We start from the raw sequence: 16,033 nt of genomic DNA, 5'->3' as shown, positions 1-16,033 counted from the left end.
AACCGTAGAAAGCGGTTGGGTCATTTGGGATGGCCAGAATAATTTCGATGGCTGGAAAATCGGACAGAATTATTCAAGCTATGTGATAGAAAATGGTAAAATGGTGGTTACAGCCGGTGCTCAAAACGCCACTATGAGACGTGCGGACTTGAGTTTCAAAAATGTCCCCATAAACCTTGATTTCTCCAACTATCCGATACTTGCCATGCGTTCCACATTGCCTGTCGGCGGAAAAGGAATCGGGCAAGGTGGTGCTTACACATTAGATCTAGTCACTAAATCCGGAAATATCAACAAAGCTCATGTAGGAGAACTTCTGAGTGATAATACGAATCTGATATATTATGATATACCATCAATTAATGCGGCATTAGGCAATGGTATGGTAGAAGCCAATACTTTCCAGATCAAGGTAGCAGACATTTACAATGAGAACCTGCCTACCGGTCAATATACGGTTTACTGGATTCGCACATTCAAGAGCATAGCCGAAGCAAAAGCCTTTGCTGAAGCTGAAATATCAGCCGGAAACTAAAATATAACTCTAAAGAATACTCACAATGAAAAAGAATTTAATATTCGCATTAGGTCTCTCACTGATAACAGGCTTCACAGCCTGTTCCAGTGAAATCGAAGACGGAACGACAGATATCGACAGTTGGGAGATGCCTTATGAAGAAGTGGTCGCCAAATACACCTATACTCACCCTTGCGCCATGTTCAACGAGGCCGACTTTACACGTGTGAAGACAATGCTCGATAACGGAAGCGCACCACAGGCGGTAAAGGATGAATTCAATCTGCTGAAGAGCAGTCAGTTTACAAATGTTACTTACACCCCTTCACCTACCGAAAAGATAGTGCGTGGTGATGCTACCGGAACAGGGACTACTGAAAACAGCAACAATGCAATGCGCGATGCCGCCGCTGCCTATCAGCTATCATTATTATGGAAACTGACTGGCGATACCAAGTATGCCGATACTTCCATCAAAATCCTGAATGCTTGGGCAAAGGTCTGCAAGGAGGTAACTTCAAACGACTCCAACCACATGCTTGCCGCAGGTGCACAAGGTTATACTTTTGCCAATGCAGGTGAAATAATGTCAACCTATAGCGGTTGGGCAGCCAACGATTTGACCGCTTTTAAGAAATGGATGAAAGATGTATTTGCTCCTAAAAACCTGGATTTCATGAAGCGCCATCAAGGTACTTGCAGCGATCACTACTGGTCTAATTGGGATTTGGTAAATATGTGTTCTTACTTCGCCATCGGAATCCTGAATGAAGACGACGAAATGGTGAACTTTGTGGTGAACTACTTCTACAATGGAGTAGGCAACGGATATATTGGCAAACTCATTCAGGGCACCTTCTCCGATCCTCTGGGTAGCGGTGAAGAGATAGCCCAAAACCAGGAGAGCGGCCGTGACCAGGGCCACGCCATGATGTCAATAGCTGTAACAGCTAATCTTTGTCAAATGGCCTACACCCTCTTACAGTGTAATCCAACAGTGACCCAACTCGACTTCTTTGCTGCAAAAGATAACGCAATAATGAAAATGGGTGAATATACTGCTCTCTTCAATCTACGTAATGGCTCTGACCAACTGAATGCTGCCGGTTCCTGGCTAGCAACCAAAGAGCAGATGCCGTTCAACCGCTATGAATATTGCGTTGATTGCAGTTGCGCCGACAAGAACCACGGTGCCATACATACAGCCATAGCTGATGATAATGGCCGTGGCAACCTCCGTCCGGGATGGGAAATTCTCTTCAATCACTACGCCAAAGTGAAGAAGTTGGGCAGTGGCTACAAGTACGCCAAGATGGCTGCCGACAAAATGCGTCCCGAAGGTGGTGTGGACGGTGGAAGCCGTTACGGCACAAACAGTGGCGCTTTCGACCAATTGGGTTGGGGAACATTAATGCTGTATCGCGAATAATTCCATATTAGGATTGATAAAAAAACAGGGTAGTTTCAAATTTTCGAAACTACTCTGTTTTTTTATGCTCATTTAGGTAGACCGCAAGAACTACATAACCTCCTCAAACAGATATTTTTCATTTATAGACATTAACAGATACATTTTTTTACTAAATTTGCATACCACAAAGAAAAAAAATGCCTATGGCCTTAAGAAAACACATATTAGTCTTCTTAATATTTTTTATTGGAGTATTCCATATCTTCGCGTCAGATGCTAATTACACAATATATAGTATCGGAAACGAAGGAACGACATGCAAATTTGAAGACACTCGTGTCAACTGCATTTATAAAGATTCAGATGGATTCATCTGGATCGGTACGGGGCTTACCGTTGAACGAATAAACGGACAATACACCTTACCCTATCATTTTACGGAAAAGCAAGAAGGAATAACCCCTTCCCCTTTTTTGGTTAATGCACTCATAGAAAACCACAAACATGATTTTTGGGTAGGTACAGTGCAAGGACTTTGGCACATGAATCACAATAATTTCACTTTAGAGCGAATGTTTGCCAAAGAAATAAATTTCTCTGTTCAGAAATTAGCAAAAGATGAAGAGAATCGGCTTTACATAGGAACAGTGAACGGTCTCTATATTTATGACGGGAAAGAATTACGGCATATCATGATCAACGAAAAAAACATTCTTTCCATAAATAATCGGATTCTGGATATCGTAGTACAAAGTCCTAATTCTGTCTGGCTACTGACTACCAATGGAATTGTTCTTTGTGATGCCAAATCCGGAGCACTTAAGCAATATTCTTCCTCCCTCTCCTCTTGCGGACAATTCAAATGTTTCATTAAAGTAAAAGATAAATTATATATCGGTACGGAAAAAGGAGGTCTTTTAACTTTTGACCTACTGCATCAAACGTTTGCTCCTTATTGGAACGACATTAAAGTTCCAGTAACAAACCTCACTTATGAAAAAGGGATTTTAGGAGTTGCCACTTCCGGACAAGGCATTTACCTGCTGTCACTGACCAATGGGAAAAGCATATACTCTGCCATTTGCGGAACAGAACCGGGACAAGATCTCCTGTCCAATAATATATCTTCTATATTACTATCCCAAGGAGATGTATGGTGCGGAACAGGCTATTATCTGGGACTGAATTTATTAAGAAAAAGAAACGAGGCTTTCAGGCGATACGACAAAGGACTCTTCAAATCAAAAGACATCTCGATACGCAGCCATCTCTCCACAAAAGACTATCGCTTCATCGGCACACGCGAAGGTTTCTATTACGTAAACGAACAGAACGAAAAAATACACTATGTAAATGTTCAGAATGACAAGAGTGGTAAACTGCGTTCCAATCTCATATTCTCTTTTTATGAATATGGAGGTGAGATTTTAATCGGGACCTGTGCCGGTGGTCTATCTGCTTTTGATCCTCGGACAGGCACATTCAATGAAACACCTCTGACACGTACCTGCGTATCGAATGATATCTTCATGTTTCTGGAAGATGAAAACAATAAATTATGGCTGGCAACTTCCGACGGCCTCTATTCTTATGACAAACAAACTCAAACTGTAAAAGAATATAATGCATCGAACAGTAATATGCCAGGTAATATTGTATACGGCATTTATCAGGATTCATCCAAACGCTTTTGGGTGGGTACAGATAAAGGATTGGCCATTCTGGATAGCACAGGTAAATGTACCCAAAATATTCTGCCCGAAGCTTTCAGAAAAGAAGCTATCCGTTATATATATGAAGGAAGAGACGGTACACTCTTTTTTGGCCAGCTAAACAACCGCCTTTTCATATCCGATAAATCATTAAATCATTTCCGGTATCTCTCACCGATTTGCCCCAGTATCGTACAAGACGATCAGGGATATTATTGGCTGGGACAATGGGATGGTCTACTGCGGGTCAATGAGAAACTGGATCGTTTTACTTTCTTTCCAGCTATAAATGATCTTGCCGCCAATGCAGGGCCGCCCATCTCAAAAGACAAGAACGGGTTATTATGGGTATGTGGCATAAAAGGGCTTTTTATGGTAAATCCATTAGCAGAGTTTACTCCCTCACCAATACGAATTACGGAAATGCAGGTAAATGGTAAACTGTATGCCAATGATTATAAACTAAGTGCCGATTCTGTTATTAAACTAAAATCCAATGAAAATACCATAACTTTCCGGTTTACATCCTTAGGATATGAAAGTCCGGAACTCATTAAATATGAGTATATGCTGAAAGGAAAAGATTCTATCTGGATAGAACTGGCAAATGAAGATAAGGTTTCTTATTTTAATCTGCCGGCGGGCAACTATGTTTTTCAGATTCGTAAATTTCTAGATCTGGAATCCGTTAACCGTGTGTCATTCAGCATCAAGCAAGATCGGTCATGGTTAACTTACGCTACTATTACAGGAATCTTGCTGATAGCAATATTCATCTTCGTATTCAGAAAAAGAAAAACTATAGTGAGTGCTACGACACCGGTTGAATCGGTAAATCTCGACCAGCCAGAAACTAAGATTCCGGCATCATCTACTGAAAGCTACGTGAAACTAAGTGATGAAGAAGCCGGAGACGTCATTCATACATTAAAGAAATATATGCAGGATCAGCAGCCCTATCTGAATGTCGATTTAAAACAATCAGATGTTGCTGCCGCCATTGGCTATCCCACTTACCTCCTGTCCGCTGTATTCACCCACTATCTCAAAATGGGATATTACGATTTCGTCAATAGTTACCGTGTTGAGAAATTTAAGCAGGCCATCAGTGAAGGACAACATAAAAAATATACGCTGGTAACCTTAGCCGAGAAATGCGGTTTCAAGTCAAAAGCTTCTTTTTTCCGTGCCTTCAAGAAGTTTACAGGTACAACCCCCAACGAATATATTCAGCAATACGATAAAGAATAACTCTCCTTTCTATTTCCGGTCGGTATCACTCATTTGTGATACCGACATATCAACCTGATAATCAATAGTATTATATTCAAATAGTATCTTCCATAAGTTTGATACAGATTCCATGTTTTTTTAGTTTTTACTCTGTTTACAGTTATCTATTTTTGCATTGTACTTCTTGACAAAAGAAATACTATAAACAGAAAAATGTGAAACCAAAAATCGAAAGCATGGAAGACATAAAAGTAACATCGCCCTGCCTCATCACCAGTTCCTACAAAGAACATTATAATTCGGTATGTTCTTATATTAATTATAGGATTAATAATTGGGAAACAGCAAAGGACTTATCTCAGGATGTATTTCTGCGTCTTATTGACTATAAACAAATGCTTCGTCCGGATACTGTGAAATTCTTCATTTTCACGATAGCCCGTAATTTACTAACCGATTATCTGCGCCGCTACTATAAGAAACAAGAAATTACTTCTTATCTGTACGATCATGCAGTTACTTATACGAACGAAACGGAAAGCCATGTAATCGCCAAAGAACTATCCCTTCTGGAGAGACATAAATTGGAAACTCTCACCGCTCAACGCAAAAAAATATATGTAATGAGTCGTTTTGATGAAAAGTCAATCTCCGAAATATCCACTGAATTAAGCATTTCCCCCCGTACGGTCGAGAATCACCTATTCGTCAGCCGCAGAGAGATACGCGAATTCATCAAGCAATGTATCTAATTAGATAATATACAATAGTGTTAATTTTAAATTTATAGTTTATGAAGAAAGATTTTCTAAAGTTTCCGTTAAGGAAAGCCCTTTTCTCTACGGTGATTTTATTCTCTTTATCTGCCATATTCAGCTCCTGTGGAGATGATGTGGAAGGTAGAATTTCAGTTAACAATGCAGCTCCGGAGAAAGTTACAAATGTGAAAACAGAAGCCGGCCCCGGTGAAGTGTACCTGACATGGACCAATCCTACTAATGAAAGTTTTATGTATACTAAAATAGAATACACAACTTCGAAAGGTGAGAAAAAATACCAGCTCATTTCTAAGGAAAATGCAGACAATGGGGTTGCCAAAGCAACAGTCAGTGGTTTTGCCAATACAGATCCGGTTACATTCTCCATCTTTTCCTGCTCCGTCAAAGGTAACAACAAAGGTGCTGTAGAAGTAACAGCCGAACCTGATACACCTGCTTTTGCCGTAGTGGCCGAAACCGTAGAAATCGAAACTCAACCGGGAGGGGTAAACGTAAGCTGGAATAACGAATCAGTAGCTCCGGTTTATGTAGTGCTCGACTATTATTCGAAAAGTACACCTTCGAAAACCGGAAGTACCAAAATTTTGGCTGCTGCCGGCAGTAAGGAGAAACGTTTTGTACCTCTTACTTACGAAACAGTGAATTACTTCTCGGGTGAAGATTGTGTTATCAATGTCACTACACAAGATGCGGAAGAGAATGCTTCCGAAGTGTTCCCCTTCGAAGTAGCGGTAGGCACTATGGAGAAATTACCCAAAGCAGATTGGAAATTTCCTGATTACAATGATTCCTCCAACGATGGCACAATTGGTTATAGTTCGCAAGAAACGGTAGGTGAAGGCGCCGTTAACGGACGTGTAATAACCATGCTTGATAATGATCCCGCCACTTTCTGGCACACTGCATGGAAAACGTCATCAGCTTATCCGCACTTCTTTATTATTGACATGGGAAAGGATTACCAGATCAGTCATATGGACATCAGAAGACGTCTTGGAAACAACGGAACTCATAAGGGACAAACTTTCTACACTTGTTCCAATGCAGCAGCTGTAGATAAAAATAAACCGGACAGCTGGGGTTGGGAAGAACAAGGACATTATTCATTTGATCCGAATACAGATACCCCTCAATTATTCCGTTTCCCATCACCTGCTACAGCCCGTTATGTCAAAGTTTCTTTTGCTGAAAGTGATAAAGGTTCAAGCAATTTCGTGATGATTTCCGAGGTGAATGTGTTCAGCCCGGAAAAATAAATCTAATACTGAAAACATTAAATTTTATGATATGAGAAAGAAATTTATATTTGCGGCAGCTCTATGCCTGACGACGTTATCTCTCACAGATAATATCAATGCAGCCGTACAAATTACGCAGGAAGTACAACAAGACGGACGGACCATACGTGGTACAGTCATTGATAACACCGGAGAGCCTGTTATTGGTGCAAACGTTACCATAAAAGGTACAACGAATGGTGTAATAACCGATATAGACGGTAATTTCATTTTAAATAATGCCAAAGGCACATTGGTTGTTTCCTTCGTCGGCTACAAAACTCAGGAAATTCCTATAACAAATAAAACTACTATCAATGTCACACTACAGGAAGATTCTGAATTATTGGACGAAGTAGTGGTCGTGGGTTATGGAACACAGAAAAAGGCATCATTAACCTCCGCTATTACCCAGATTAAAGGTGAAGAAGCGTTTGCCAACAAAGGTATCTCCAATGCTACAGTTGCCTTGCAGGGTGAAGTTCCGGGTTTGGTGATCACCCGTACTTCCAGCCGTCCAGGTAGTGAAAATGCAGCCATGAAAATACGTGGTGATATATCCATCAACGGTAACTCCAGTCCGCTGATCATCATTGATGGTATGTCCGGTTCTTTGGACGAACTGAATGCTATGAACCCTAATGACATTGAGAATATCTCCGTTCTGAAAGATGCTTCCGCTGCTATCTACGGTGCCCGTTCAGCGGCAGGAGTCGTGCTGGTAACGACTAAACGCGGTAAGAAAGGTAAGGCGCAAATAGCTTATAGCGGTTCTATCAGCCGTACTACAAATGGTATTCAGCCTCCCCTCACCGATAACAGACAATGGCTGGACATGTTCTTTGAAGCACAATACTGGGATGCCAATTACGGTACTCCGGGAATGCTAGATCCACGCCAGACCTATCAAAATGTAAATTATTGGATTCTTGGTGGTGGAAAAGCTACTGCCTGGAATCCGGAAACAGGCAAGTGGGAAGATGATCCGACGATTATCGATCCCAATACAGGTGCAATCATGTCGTATGGTGGTTCAAACCTGTTTGATGCACTCAGAGCAGGAAAAGTGGTTACAATAGCGGATGGAAGTAAAATCAAACGCTGGGATCCCAATGTTTATATGGAAGATTACCTGTATGGTCAGGCCACTTCGCATAAACATACGGTAACAATTTCCGGAGCAGATGACAAATTCAATTATTACGCTTCATTGGGTTTTTCAGACAGCCAGTCACAACTAAAAGTGGCGGACGATGGCGAAAAGAAATATAGTGCACGCCTGAATGCTGATTACCAAGCCAATGAACTGTTAAAATTCTCCACGAGCATGGCTTATGAAAAGCGTGATATTTCCACCCCCTCTACCGATGTAGGTACCGGCTGGATGGACCCTTGGCTCTGGCCTATACTCAATATGAATGGTGATCCTTATGATACATTCAGTGGTAGCCGTAATCCGATCGGAGGTCTTCTGTATGGTGGTCGTATCGACAATTCACTGACTACCTTCCGTGGAGACATGAAGATCACACTTGATTTGTCGAAATGGGTAAAAGGATTATCCCTGGTAGCATCCGGCAACTACAAGTTGGCACAAAGGAATAAGACAGAGGTAAAGAATGAGGTAACCTATTATGATTGGATCGGTACGGTAAACGGTAGCAAAAACGGTCCGGGTTCGTTAAACGAAAGCATCGAAAAATGGGAAAATGTTACTTTGGGTGGCTTTGCCAATTATGAACGGACATTTGCAAATGTACACAGTATTTCCGCCATGATCGGTATGACTGCTGAACAAGAAACATCCAAGAAAGTAGTTGCTGCACGCAACATGGGGCCCATGTATCCGGGCTCCGGTTTAACGGACTTAAATGTGTGGATTACAGGCGACAATAACACAGCAGAAGGCGGACAGGGTTCCTGGGGATTCGTATCCTATATGGGACGTCTGAACTATATCTATGATGACAAATATTCAGTCGAAGTATTAGGGCGCCGGGACGGTTCTTCCAAACTGGACAAATCACAGCGTTGGCAGAATTTCTATTCTGTTTCCGGATTCTGGAGACTCTCACGTGAGAACTTCCTGAAAGATATTCCTTGGCTGAGCGATTTAAAAGTCCGTTATAACTACGGTAAAACAGGCAGTGTAGAAGGAATCAGCAATTACGAACGTTTCTCAGAAATCAAGACGGGAACAGCTCTTTTCGGAATCACCCCTACACAGCATACTTCACTTTGGGTAGATGGTATGCGTTCTGCCGACCGTACCTGGGAAACTCTAAACAGCCATAATATCGGTATGGACGTAGCAGTCCTCAACAACCGGCTGAGAGCTACAATGGAATATTTTATAAAGACCAATGACGGTATGTTTATCACAACATCCTATCCGGCAGTGCTGGGCGCCGGAGCACCGAAGTTGAATGACGGAAAATTACGTGCCAAAGGTTGGGAAATAGCCTTGAATTGGAATGACCAGATCGGGCAAGTGAAATACAATATCGGCGGTTCTCTTTCCGACGCCTGGACAAAACTCCTCACATTGCCCAATAATGAAGAAATACCTCAGCCAGGTTATAACTCAAAACGTTTAGTCGGCAAACCGTTGAATGCGATTTATGTTTATCAGACAGACGGTCTTTTCCAGACTCAGGAAGAAGTGGATGCATTTTATGAAATGTTTTATTGGAATGCAGATCATACAGGTCCTAAAGCCGGTAATATTCTTCCGGCTCCGTCAGAAACCAATCTGGAACGTCTTCGCCCGGGAGCTCGCAGGTACGTAGATTTGGATGGTGACGGTGCCATTACAAACAAAGACATTTACTATGCAGGTGAAACATCTCCGCGTCTGACATTCGGATTTAAAGCCGGTTTAGAATGGAAAGGTATTGATGTTTCCGCTTTCTTCCAGGGAGTTGGCAAACAGGTTATTTTAAGAGGTGGAAGTGTGTATGCACCGTTTGTCGTAAACTACGTAAGACAGAATTATACATTCATGGGGAAAACATGGGCACCCGATCATACGAATGCTGAATATCCGATCCTGTCCCGTAATCAAAACTTCAACAAGTTCAACTATAATAATATTGATGCCAGTGTACAGAAAAACAGATATATACGTTTGAAATCTCTCGTTGTAGGTTACTCACTGCCTAAGCAATGGATTGCCAAAGCCGGCCTCAACAAACTAAGAGTCTACTTCTCTGGTGATGACTTGTGGGAATGGACAAAAATCAAAGATGGTTATGACCCGGAAAATGGTGAAGGAGGTAATACGACATTCCCATTCAGCCGCTTGCTGACTTTCGGTATAGACGTTACATTCTAAAAACAAACTTATATAATTACAGAATATGAAAACGATAATAAAGAATATACTATTAGTGTCCGCAATGGCACTTCCATTAGCTTCATGCAGTGATTTTCTTGATAAAGAGCCACTGGATAAGGGAACAGAAGCTATTGTTTTCAAAACTCCCCAGCAATTTGAACAGGCCGCCAATGCACTCTATAATACAGAGGGATGGAAAAACTATGAGAATAAAGCCAATTACGGCAACATGGACCGTGGGCTCGATATTTCAGGATTAGGTTCTAACGGAGGCGGCTCGGCACCTGAAAGCAATTTCCAATGGGACAAACCTTATGGACATATCCGCACCTGCAATATCCTCTTGCAGAAAGCTGAAGAATACTCAGGAGATCCCAGCGGCATTGCCCAGTCTGTAGGTACTGCCTATTTCTTCCGCGCATGGCAGCACTTCTATCTGCTAAGAGTGTTCGGTGGCGTACCTATTGTAGACCGTGTATTGGATGTAACAGACGGAAATGTATTATTCGGTCCTCGCAAGAGTCGTTATGAAGTAGCCCACTTCATAATTTCCGATCTGGAGAAAGCTATCCCGATGCTGCCTAAAGAAAGCACCATTGCAGAAAATGCCAAAGGCAAAGTTAGTCAGGAAGCCGCACAAGCATTTCTGGCAAGAGTATTACTTTATGAAGCCACCTGGGAGAAATATGTTCCCAGCATCGACTATGATTTAGACGGAGACGGCAGTAACGTAGGTGCCGGTACAGCAAAACCCGAAGGATATTACTCAATAGAGAAGATGTTGACCGAAGCCAAACGACTGTCCGGTGAAGTAATTAAAGAAGCCGAATCCGGTACTTTCCAACTTTGGAATGAATGCGACTCTTTGAGTTATTTCTATTTATTCAATATTGACGACGGAGATGGCAACATTCCCAACTTCAAGGGAAAAGGTAAAAGTACAAATAAAGAATTCATTTTTAGTCAGAAGTTTGACTACAATTTAGCACGCATAGGTATTAACTTATCTCATACGGTTATCACCTGGCAGGCTACGGACATCAGTGCTTCGTTCGGTGAGTCTTTCCCATGCCGCAACGGACTACCTATCCGTATCAGCTATACAGGCAATATGTCCGATGCTCAAAACAATCCTGAATTCGCCGGCTATGATACATTTGTAGGTGAGTTCCGCAATCGCGACTACCGTTTCATCAGTTGCTGTATGTCCATACCTGACCGTACCATCTGGAGCAGTCGTCCGGAAGATGGCCGCCAATTGACGCAAACCGGAAATCCTTATCCAGAAGCACTGTTCCCGAAAAATAACGAAGTGTATGATGGTTCAGATCCTGCATATGGCAGTCCTTGCGGAATATTCAAGCCTACTCTTCGTACAAATGCCACAGCCGCCACATACGGTAGCCGTAAGTTCCTGATCGAAGGTGCCAACAGACCACAAAATACCGAATCTGCCGATTATCCGCTCATCCGTCTGGCCGAAGTGCACTTGATTTATGCGGAAGCAACTTGCGAATTGAACGGCGGAACCATTTCCGATGAGGATCTGAATAAATCCATTAATAAGAACCGTGCCCGTGCCCGCGTAGCTCCACTCACCAATGCCTTGATCGCCAATGTATGGGATGCCGGCTGGTTTGATCACGCTACGGGAAAAACAATCTGCAAAAAGATGAATATGCTCGATGAAATTCGTCGCGAACGTGCCTGTGAGCTCTTTGGCGAAGGTTTCCGTTCTGACGATCTGAAGCGCTGGGGTATTGCACACATCAACCTCAGAGGCCAGAAATTGGGTCGTCATATTCTTGGCACGGCTTACGAAACAGAAAAAGCAAATGATGCCACTTACTTTGGCGAACCCTGTTATTATCCTGAAAAATATCCGTTGCTCTACGGCATCTATCAAGGAAGCGGCCCCAATGATCCCGACTATGGACGTTCCATTGCTACACTGGCAGGCAACCTGCTTTTCAGCCAGCGCGATTATCTGTCTCCCATTCCTTTGGTACAGATTCGTTTGAATCCGCAATTGAAACAAAATCCGGGATGGTAAATATGAATAATAACTAATAATGTATTGAACAATGAAAACTATAAAATTTATTCTTGGAATGTTGTTGCTACCATTACTGTTTACAGCATGCAGTGATGACGAAGCCGGCGAACCTAATATCACAGCAGATGAATTCGTACAAGTTGCGAAACGTACAGCTAAAGTCACTTATGACGGTACCTATTACGTCTTGACCGAATACGTGGAAGGCGCAGCCACCGAATGGGGAATAACTCCATGCGTATTTATTGTTGACCGCGAAGAAGATGCGGCAAAGGTTAAAGCCTTGGGAGACGTAACAGATGTTGTATTTGCCGGTATCGGACAGATTACCGATTATCGTCCTGCCGATACGGATGCAAGTAAAAAGCATTATATGATTCTGTTGACCAGCATCAGTAAAAAATAAGATAAAAAATCATCAGCCTGCAATATTACATTTTAAAATGTATATTGCAGGCTATTACCATAAGAGCTAATCTCACTGAGAATACCATAAAAATGAAACTGAGCAAATTTATAGTTATCACAGGTGTTTTATTAAGCACCATCCACTATGCAAACTCGCAGAACCGGTTAGTCACCTATCCGGCACCGGAGGGGGCTGATTTAATGAATGATTTCACAGTGAAAGTACGGGAAACAGGAAAAGACTGGAAACCGGTTGACACATACCTTGTCAAAGTAGATGAAGTGCGGAATATCAAACATCATGTAGAAAGAGCTTCAATGAGTTATTTCGACTTTTCAGGTGAGGTCGAGGTATCAGTTACTTTCAATCACGGAGCGATTCAAAGTGGCAGAGTACGTCCTCTCTCCTATGGAATCACTCCTACAATAACCAACAATACCATGACCTTTAAGTTGAATCGTCCACGCAATCTATCGGTAGAAGTCAATGGAGATATCTTCCACAATCTCCATCTTTTTGCCAATCCGATAGACGAAAACAAACCCAGAAAACTTAAAGACCGTAATCTGATTTACTTTGGACCGGGAGTGCACCATTTACCCGGTGACACTCTGAATGTTCCATCCGGAAAAACCGTTTACGTGGCAGGGGGAGCAGTCATAAAAGGGCGTATTCAAGTGGTCGATGCACAAGATGTGAAGATACTGGGCAGAGGGCTGGTCCTTCCGGAACGCTGGGCGGGAATTCGTATCGTCCATTCCAAAAATGTATTGGTAGAAGGTCTGATCACAACGCAATGTCCCACCGGAGGCTCGGACAGCATAACGATACGCAATTTAAAAGTTATCAGTTCCTATGGCTGGGGCGACGGACTGAATGTTTTTGCCAGTAACAATATATTGTTCGATGGCGTATTCTGTCGTAATTCGGACGATTGCACTACGGTCTACGGCACCCGTATGGGCTTTACCGGTGGTTGCAAAAACATCACTATGCAGAACTCTACTCTCTGGGCAGATGTAGCTCACCCCATCTTCATCGGTATCCATGGAAATGTGGAAAATCCTGAGATTCTGGAAAACCTGAATTATATCAATATAGATATATTGGATCATAAAGAAAAGCAACTGGATTATCAGGGCTGTCTTGCCATCAACGCCGGAGACAACAACCTGATACGGAACGTACGCTTTGAAAATATCCGGATAGAAGACTTCAGACAAGGACAACTGGTCAATCTCCGTATCTTCTTCAACGAAAAATATTGCAAGGCACCCGGCAGAGGCATTGAGAATATCCTGTTCAAAGACATTTCTTATACGGGAAAGGATGCGGAAGTCTCCATGATTATCGGCTATGACAAAGAACGGAAAGTGAAAAACATTCGTTTCGAAAACCTGACGATAAACGGTGAAGTGATTTACGATGATATGCCCGAGAAACCTAAATGGTATAAAACTGGAGATATGGCACGTATCTTTGTGGGTGAGCATACGGAAGAGGTTACATTCAGTAAATAACCTATATTCTTCATCCGCGTCATCTGCGGATGAAGAATATCTTATAGAAGATTATTTCCCTCTTCTCTGTCCTCTCTGAGGCCTCATGTTCTGATACTTTTTATACTGTTCGTCCGTCAGAATCTTTTTGAGTTTCGCATCTGCCTCATTACGCTTCTTCTCCATTTCCTCGCGTGAAGGTCTTTCGCCCGAAGCATCTCTGTTTGGTCTCATCTCCTCCATTACTGCCTTAAACTCTTTAGCCTGAGTTTCATTCAGTCCCAGATCAGTTACCATCTGTTCGATGCGTTTTGACGGATCAGGACGTTCGCCTCTGTTTTCCTGTGCCATACCTACAGCCGTTCCCAGAAACAGGGCAAGGGCCAAACTTAAAATTTGCTTCTTCATAATTCTATTCATTTAAAAGTGAGTTAATTCCATTTTATTTATGAAACACGTATCTATGACAATATTCCCGGGATATAGTTTAATCCATAAATAGAAAAATCGACTAACAGAAGCTTTTTATCGATGAAAAAGGAAGGGAGGAATTATCAAGCCCTGTGGCTCCCTCAGGTTTTTCAATAATAAGTTTGCATAGTTTGTCAGCACTTCAGCACAACTCCATTTATTCTATTGAAACAGAAACGATTGCCGTATAATGGCAACCGTTGTGATAAGTGACGACAAACCGTTTGTCGTCACACTAAAAAATAAATTATTATAACTTTTCCACCCGATATACAATACCCTTGCAAGTTCGCTTATATTCCAGGTTGTTCTTTCGTAATATTCTTCCGAAGTGATTTACATTGCTAGCTGTCAGCTTTATATCCCTACTCTTACTCCGTAGATGTTCCAATATTTGCATGGGGGACAAGTATTCGCCTTCTTCTCCCTCCTCCGGTGAACGAAAATAACAATGGAATAACTGCTCAACCGGACTCATTTGCTCGAATTCCCGGTTCGCTTCACGCAAAATAGCTTCATCGGCATCATCAAACCAATAACGTTCGCCCTTTACGATGGCTTCCATCGCCTGTGCATAGAGTTGGCGGTAGTTGATGGTTACGTTTGTATCAATCGGTGCCGTCACTTCTATACAGATGAAACGGCGGCTGCCGCTCGGATCGGTCAGCAAGTCTTTCTGATTGCTTGTCCCGATGAACGAGGCATATCGCCGCATTTCCTGTATGCTGCTGCCATACGGTTTGCGCAGGTTGGCAACAGGCTTTTGCAATAAATGCTTCAGAAATCCCTGCTGATTGATACTGACCTGGTCGAATTCATCGATGTTGATCAGCATAAAGCGCCCTAAGTATAGTTCTGCATCCCGTTTGCTTTTGAAGTCCAGGCTGTCGGTGTAGCCGAAACGGAGTTCGGGTGGAAGAATGATGCGGCAATAGGTGGATTTCCGAAAACCCTGCGCACCTACCAATAGGGGAGATGTACTGTTGGAATGCAACTTATCGAGCCCCCTCCAATGAGCCACCATATTCAGGAACCAACGGTAGAAAAGTTCCCTCCAATGAGGATTGTTGCAGGGCACAAGGTCGGCCAGCGCGCGAATGCGGTCTTTTCCGTCCCAACGGCTCAGGTTGCAGAGATAGTCTTCCACCGGATTATAAAGCGGTACGCGATTAGAGGATAAATACCTGTTCACATCCCTGTCCCACACACGGATACCTTCTTGCAGGGCATCCATGGCTATGCTGTTTTTTACGCGTTGGTCTACGGGTTTGAAATAAAAATGAATGGAGTCCCGTTGCCGGTATTCCAGGTCGTTCGTCAAAGCGTTGAAGC

11 protein-coding genes are annotated in these 16,033 nt (G+C 42.6%); 9 read left to right on the top strand and 2 right to left on the bottom strand.

The genetic code is table 11. The features are described 5' to 3' along the window. From BACCELL_RS12585 to BACCELL_RS12545, 9 genes are all read left to right on the top strand, one after another. Positions 1-535, top strand: a 535-nt coding sequence (locus tag BACCELL_RS12585) for a DUF4979 domain-containing protein (protein ID WP_007212187.1), incomplete at its 5' end; no start/stop codon positions are given. Between the two features lie 25 nt (positions 536-560). Further along, entirely contained in the window at positions 561-1,946 is a 1,386-nt protein-coding gene (locus tag BACCELL_RS12580) for an alginate lyase family protein (protein ID WP_007212186.1), read from the top strand. Positions 1,947-2,131: 185 nt separating this feature from the next. Continuing rightward, positions 2,132-4,891, top strand: coding sequence for a two-component regulator propeller domain-containing protein (locus BACCELL_RS12575; protein ID WP_169309602.1), 2,760 nt, complete (start codon positions 2,132-2,134; stop codon positions 4,889-4,891). Positions 4,892-5,109: 218 nt separating this feature from the next. Beyond that, on the top strand, positions 5,110-5,625 hold the full coding sequence (locus BACCELL_RS12570) for a sigma-70 family RNA polymerase sigma factor (RefSeq protein WP_007212184.1): 516 nt from the start codon (positions 5,110-5,112) through the stop codon (positions 5,623-5,625). Between the two features lie 41 nt (positions 5,626-5,666). Beyond that, a complete protein-coding gene (locus BACCELL_RS12565; RefSeq protein WP_007212183.1) occupies positions 5,667-6,908 on the top strand; it encodes a DUF4959 domain-containing protein in 1,242 nt (413 codons plus the stop codon). A 31-nt stretch (positions 6,909-6,939) separates the two neighbouring features. Continuing rightward, the gene (locus BACCELL_RS12560) at positions 6,940-10,263 is read left to right on the top strand and encodes a SusC/RagA family TonB-linked outer membrane protein (protein ID WP_044153865.1); all 3,324 of its coding nucleotides are present in this window, start codon (positions 6,940-6,942) and stop codon (positions 10,261-10,263) included. Between the two features lie 25 nt (positions 10,264-10,288). Next, positions 10,289-12,319 (top strand): RagB/SusD family nutrient uptake outer membrane protein, encoded by a 2,031-nt coding sequence (locus BACCELL_RS12555; protein ID WP_007212181.1) that lies wholly within the window; start codon positions 10,289-10,291, stop codon positions 12,317-12,319. A 31-nt stretch (positions 12,320-12,350) separates the two neighbouring features. Further along, positions 12,351-12,728: a hypothetical protein gene (locus tag BACCELL_RS12550; RefSeq protein ID WP_007212180.1), complete on the top strand. Its 378-nt coding sequence runs from the start codon at positions 12,351-12,353 to the stop codon at positions 12,726-12,728. A gap of 92 nt (positions 12,729-12,820) precedes the next feature. Beyond that, positions 12,821-14,251, top strand: a complete 1,431-nt coding sequence (locus BACCELL_RS12545) for a glycosyl hydrolase family 28 protein (RefSeq protein ID WP_029327969.1) — start codon at positions 12,821-12,823, stop codon at positions 14,249-14,251. Between the two features lie 51 nt (positions 14,252-14,302). Here the strand turns inward: BACCELL_RS12545 and BACCELL_RS12540 are convergent, their stop codons facing one another. Beyond that, positions 14,303-14,638, bottom strand: a complete 336-nt coding sequence (locus tag BACCELL_RS12540; protein WP_022393589.1) for a Spy/CpxP family protein refolding chaperone — start codon at positions 14,636-14,638, stop codon at positions 14,303-14,305. Positions 14,639-14,951: 313 nt separating this feature from the next. After that, a partial coding sequence (locus BACCELL_RS12535; RefSeq protein WP_007212177.1) for a VapE domain-containing protein occupies positions 14,952-16,033 on the bottom strand: 1,082 nt, incomplete at its 5' end.

The organism is Bacteroides cellulosilyticus DSM 14838, assembly GCF_000158035.1.
In the GTDB taxonomy this organism is placed as follows: domain Bacteria; phylum Bacteroidota; class Bacteroidia; order Bacteroidales; family Bacteroidaceae; genus Bacteroides; species Bacteroides cellulosilyticus.
This window is presented reverse-complemented; position numbering and strand designations above follow the sequence as displayed.

Bases quoted from the DNA above. Each gene is read 5' to 3' on its own strand.
- BACCELL_RS12580 (WP_007212186.1), top strand. From the start codon at position 561: ATGAAAAAGAATTTAATATTCGCATTAGGTCTCTCACTGATAACAGGC.
- BACCELL_RS12575 (WP_169309602.1), top strand. From the start codon at position 2,132: ATGGCCTTAAGAAAACACATATTAGTCTTCTTAATATTTTTTATTGGA.
- BACCELL_RS12570 (WP_007212184.1), top strand. From the start codon at position 5,110: ATGGAAGACATAAAAGTAACATCGCCCTGCCTCATCACCAGTTCCTAC.
- BACCELL_RS12565 (WP_007212183.1), top strand. From the start codon at position 5,667: ATGAAGAAAGATTTTCTAAAGTTTCCGTTAAGGAAAGCCCTTTTCTCT.
- BACCELL_RS12560 (WP_044153865.1), top strand. From the start codon at position 6,940: ATGAGAAAGAAATTTATATTTGCGGCAGCTCTATGCCTGACGACGTTA.
- BACCELL_RS12555 (WP_007212181.1), top strand. From the start codon at position 10,289: ATGAAAACGATAATAAAGAATATACTATTAGTGTCCGCAATGGCACTT.
- BACCELL_RS12550 (WP_007212180.1), top strand. From the start codon at position 12,351: ATGAAAACTATAAAATTTATTCTTGGAATGTTGTTGCTACCATTACTG.
- BACCELL_RS12545 (WP_029327969.1), top strand. From the start codon at position 12,821: ATGAAACTGAGCAAATTTATAGTTATCACAGGTGTTTTATTAAGCACC.
- BACCELL_RS12540 (WP_022393589.1), bottom strand. From the start codon at position 14,638: ATGAAGAAGCAAATTTTAAGTTTGGCCCTTGCCCTGTTTCTGGGAACG.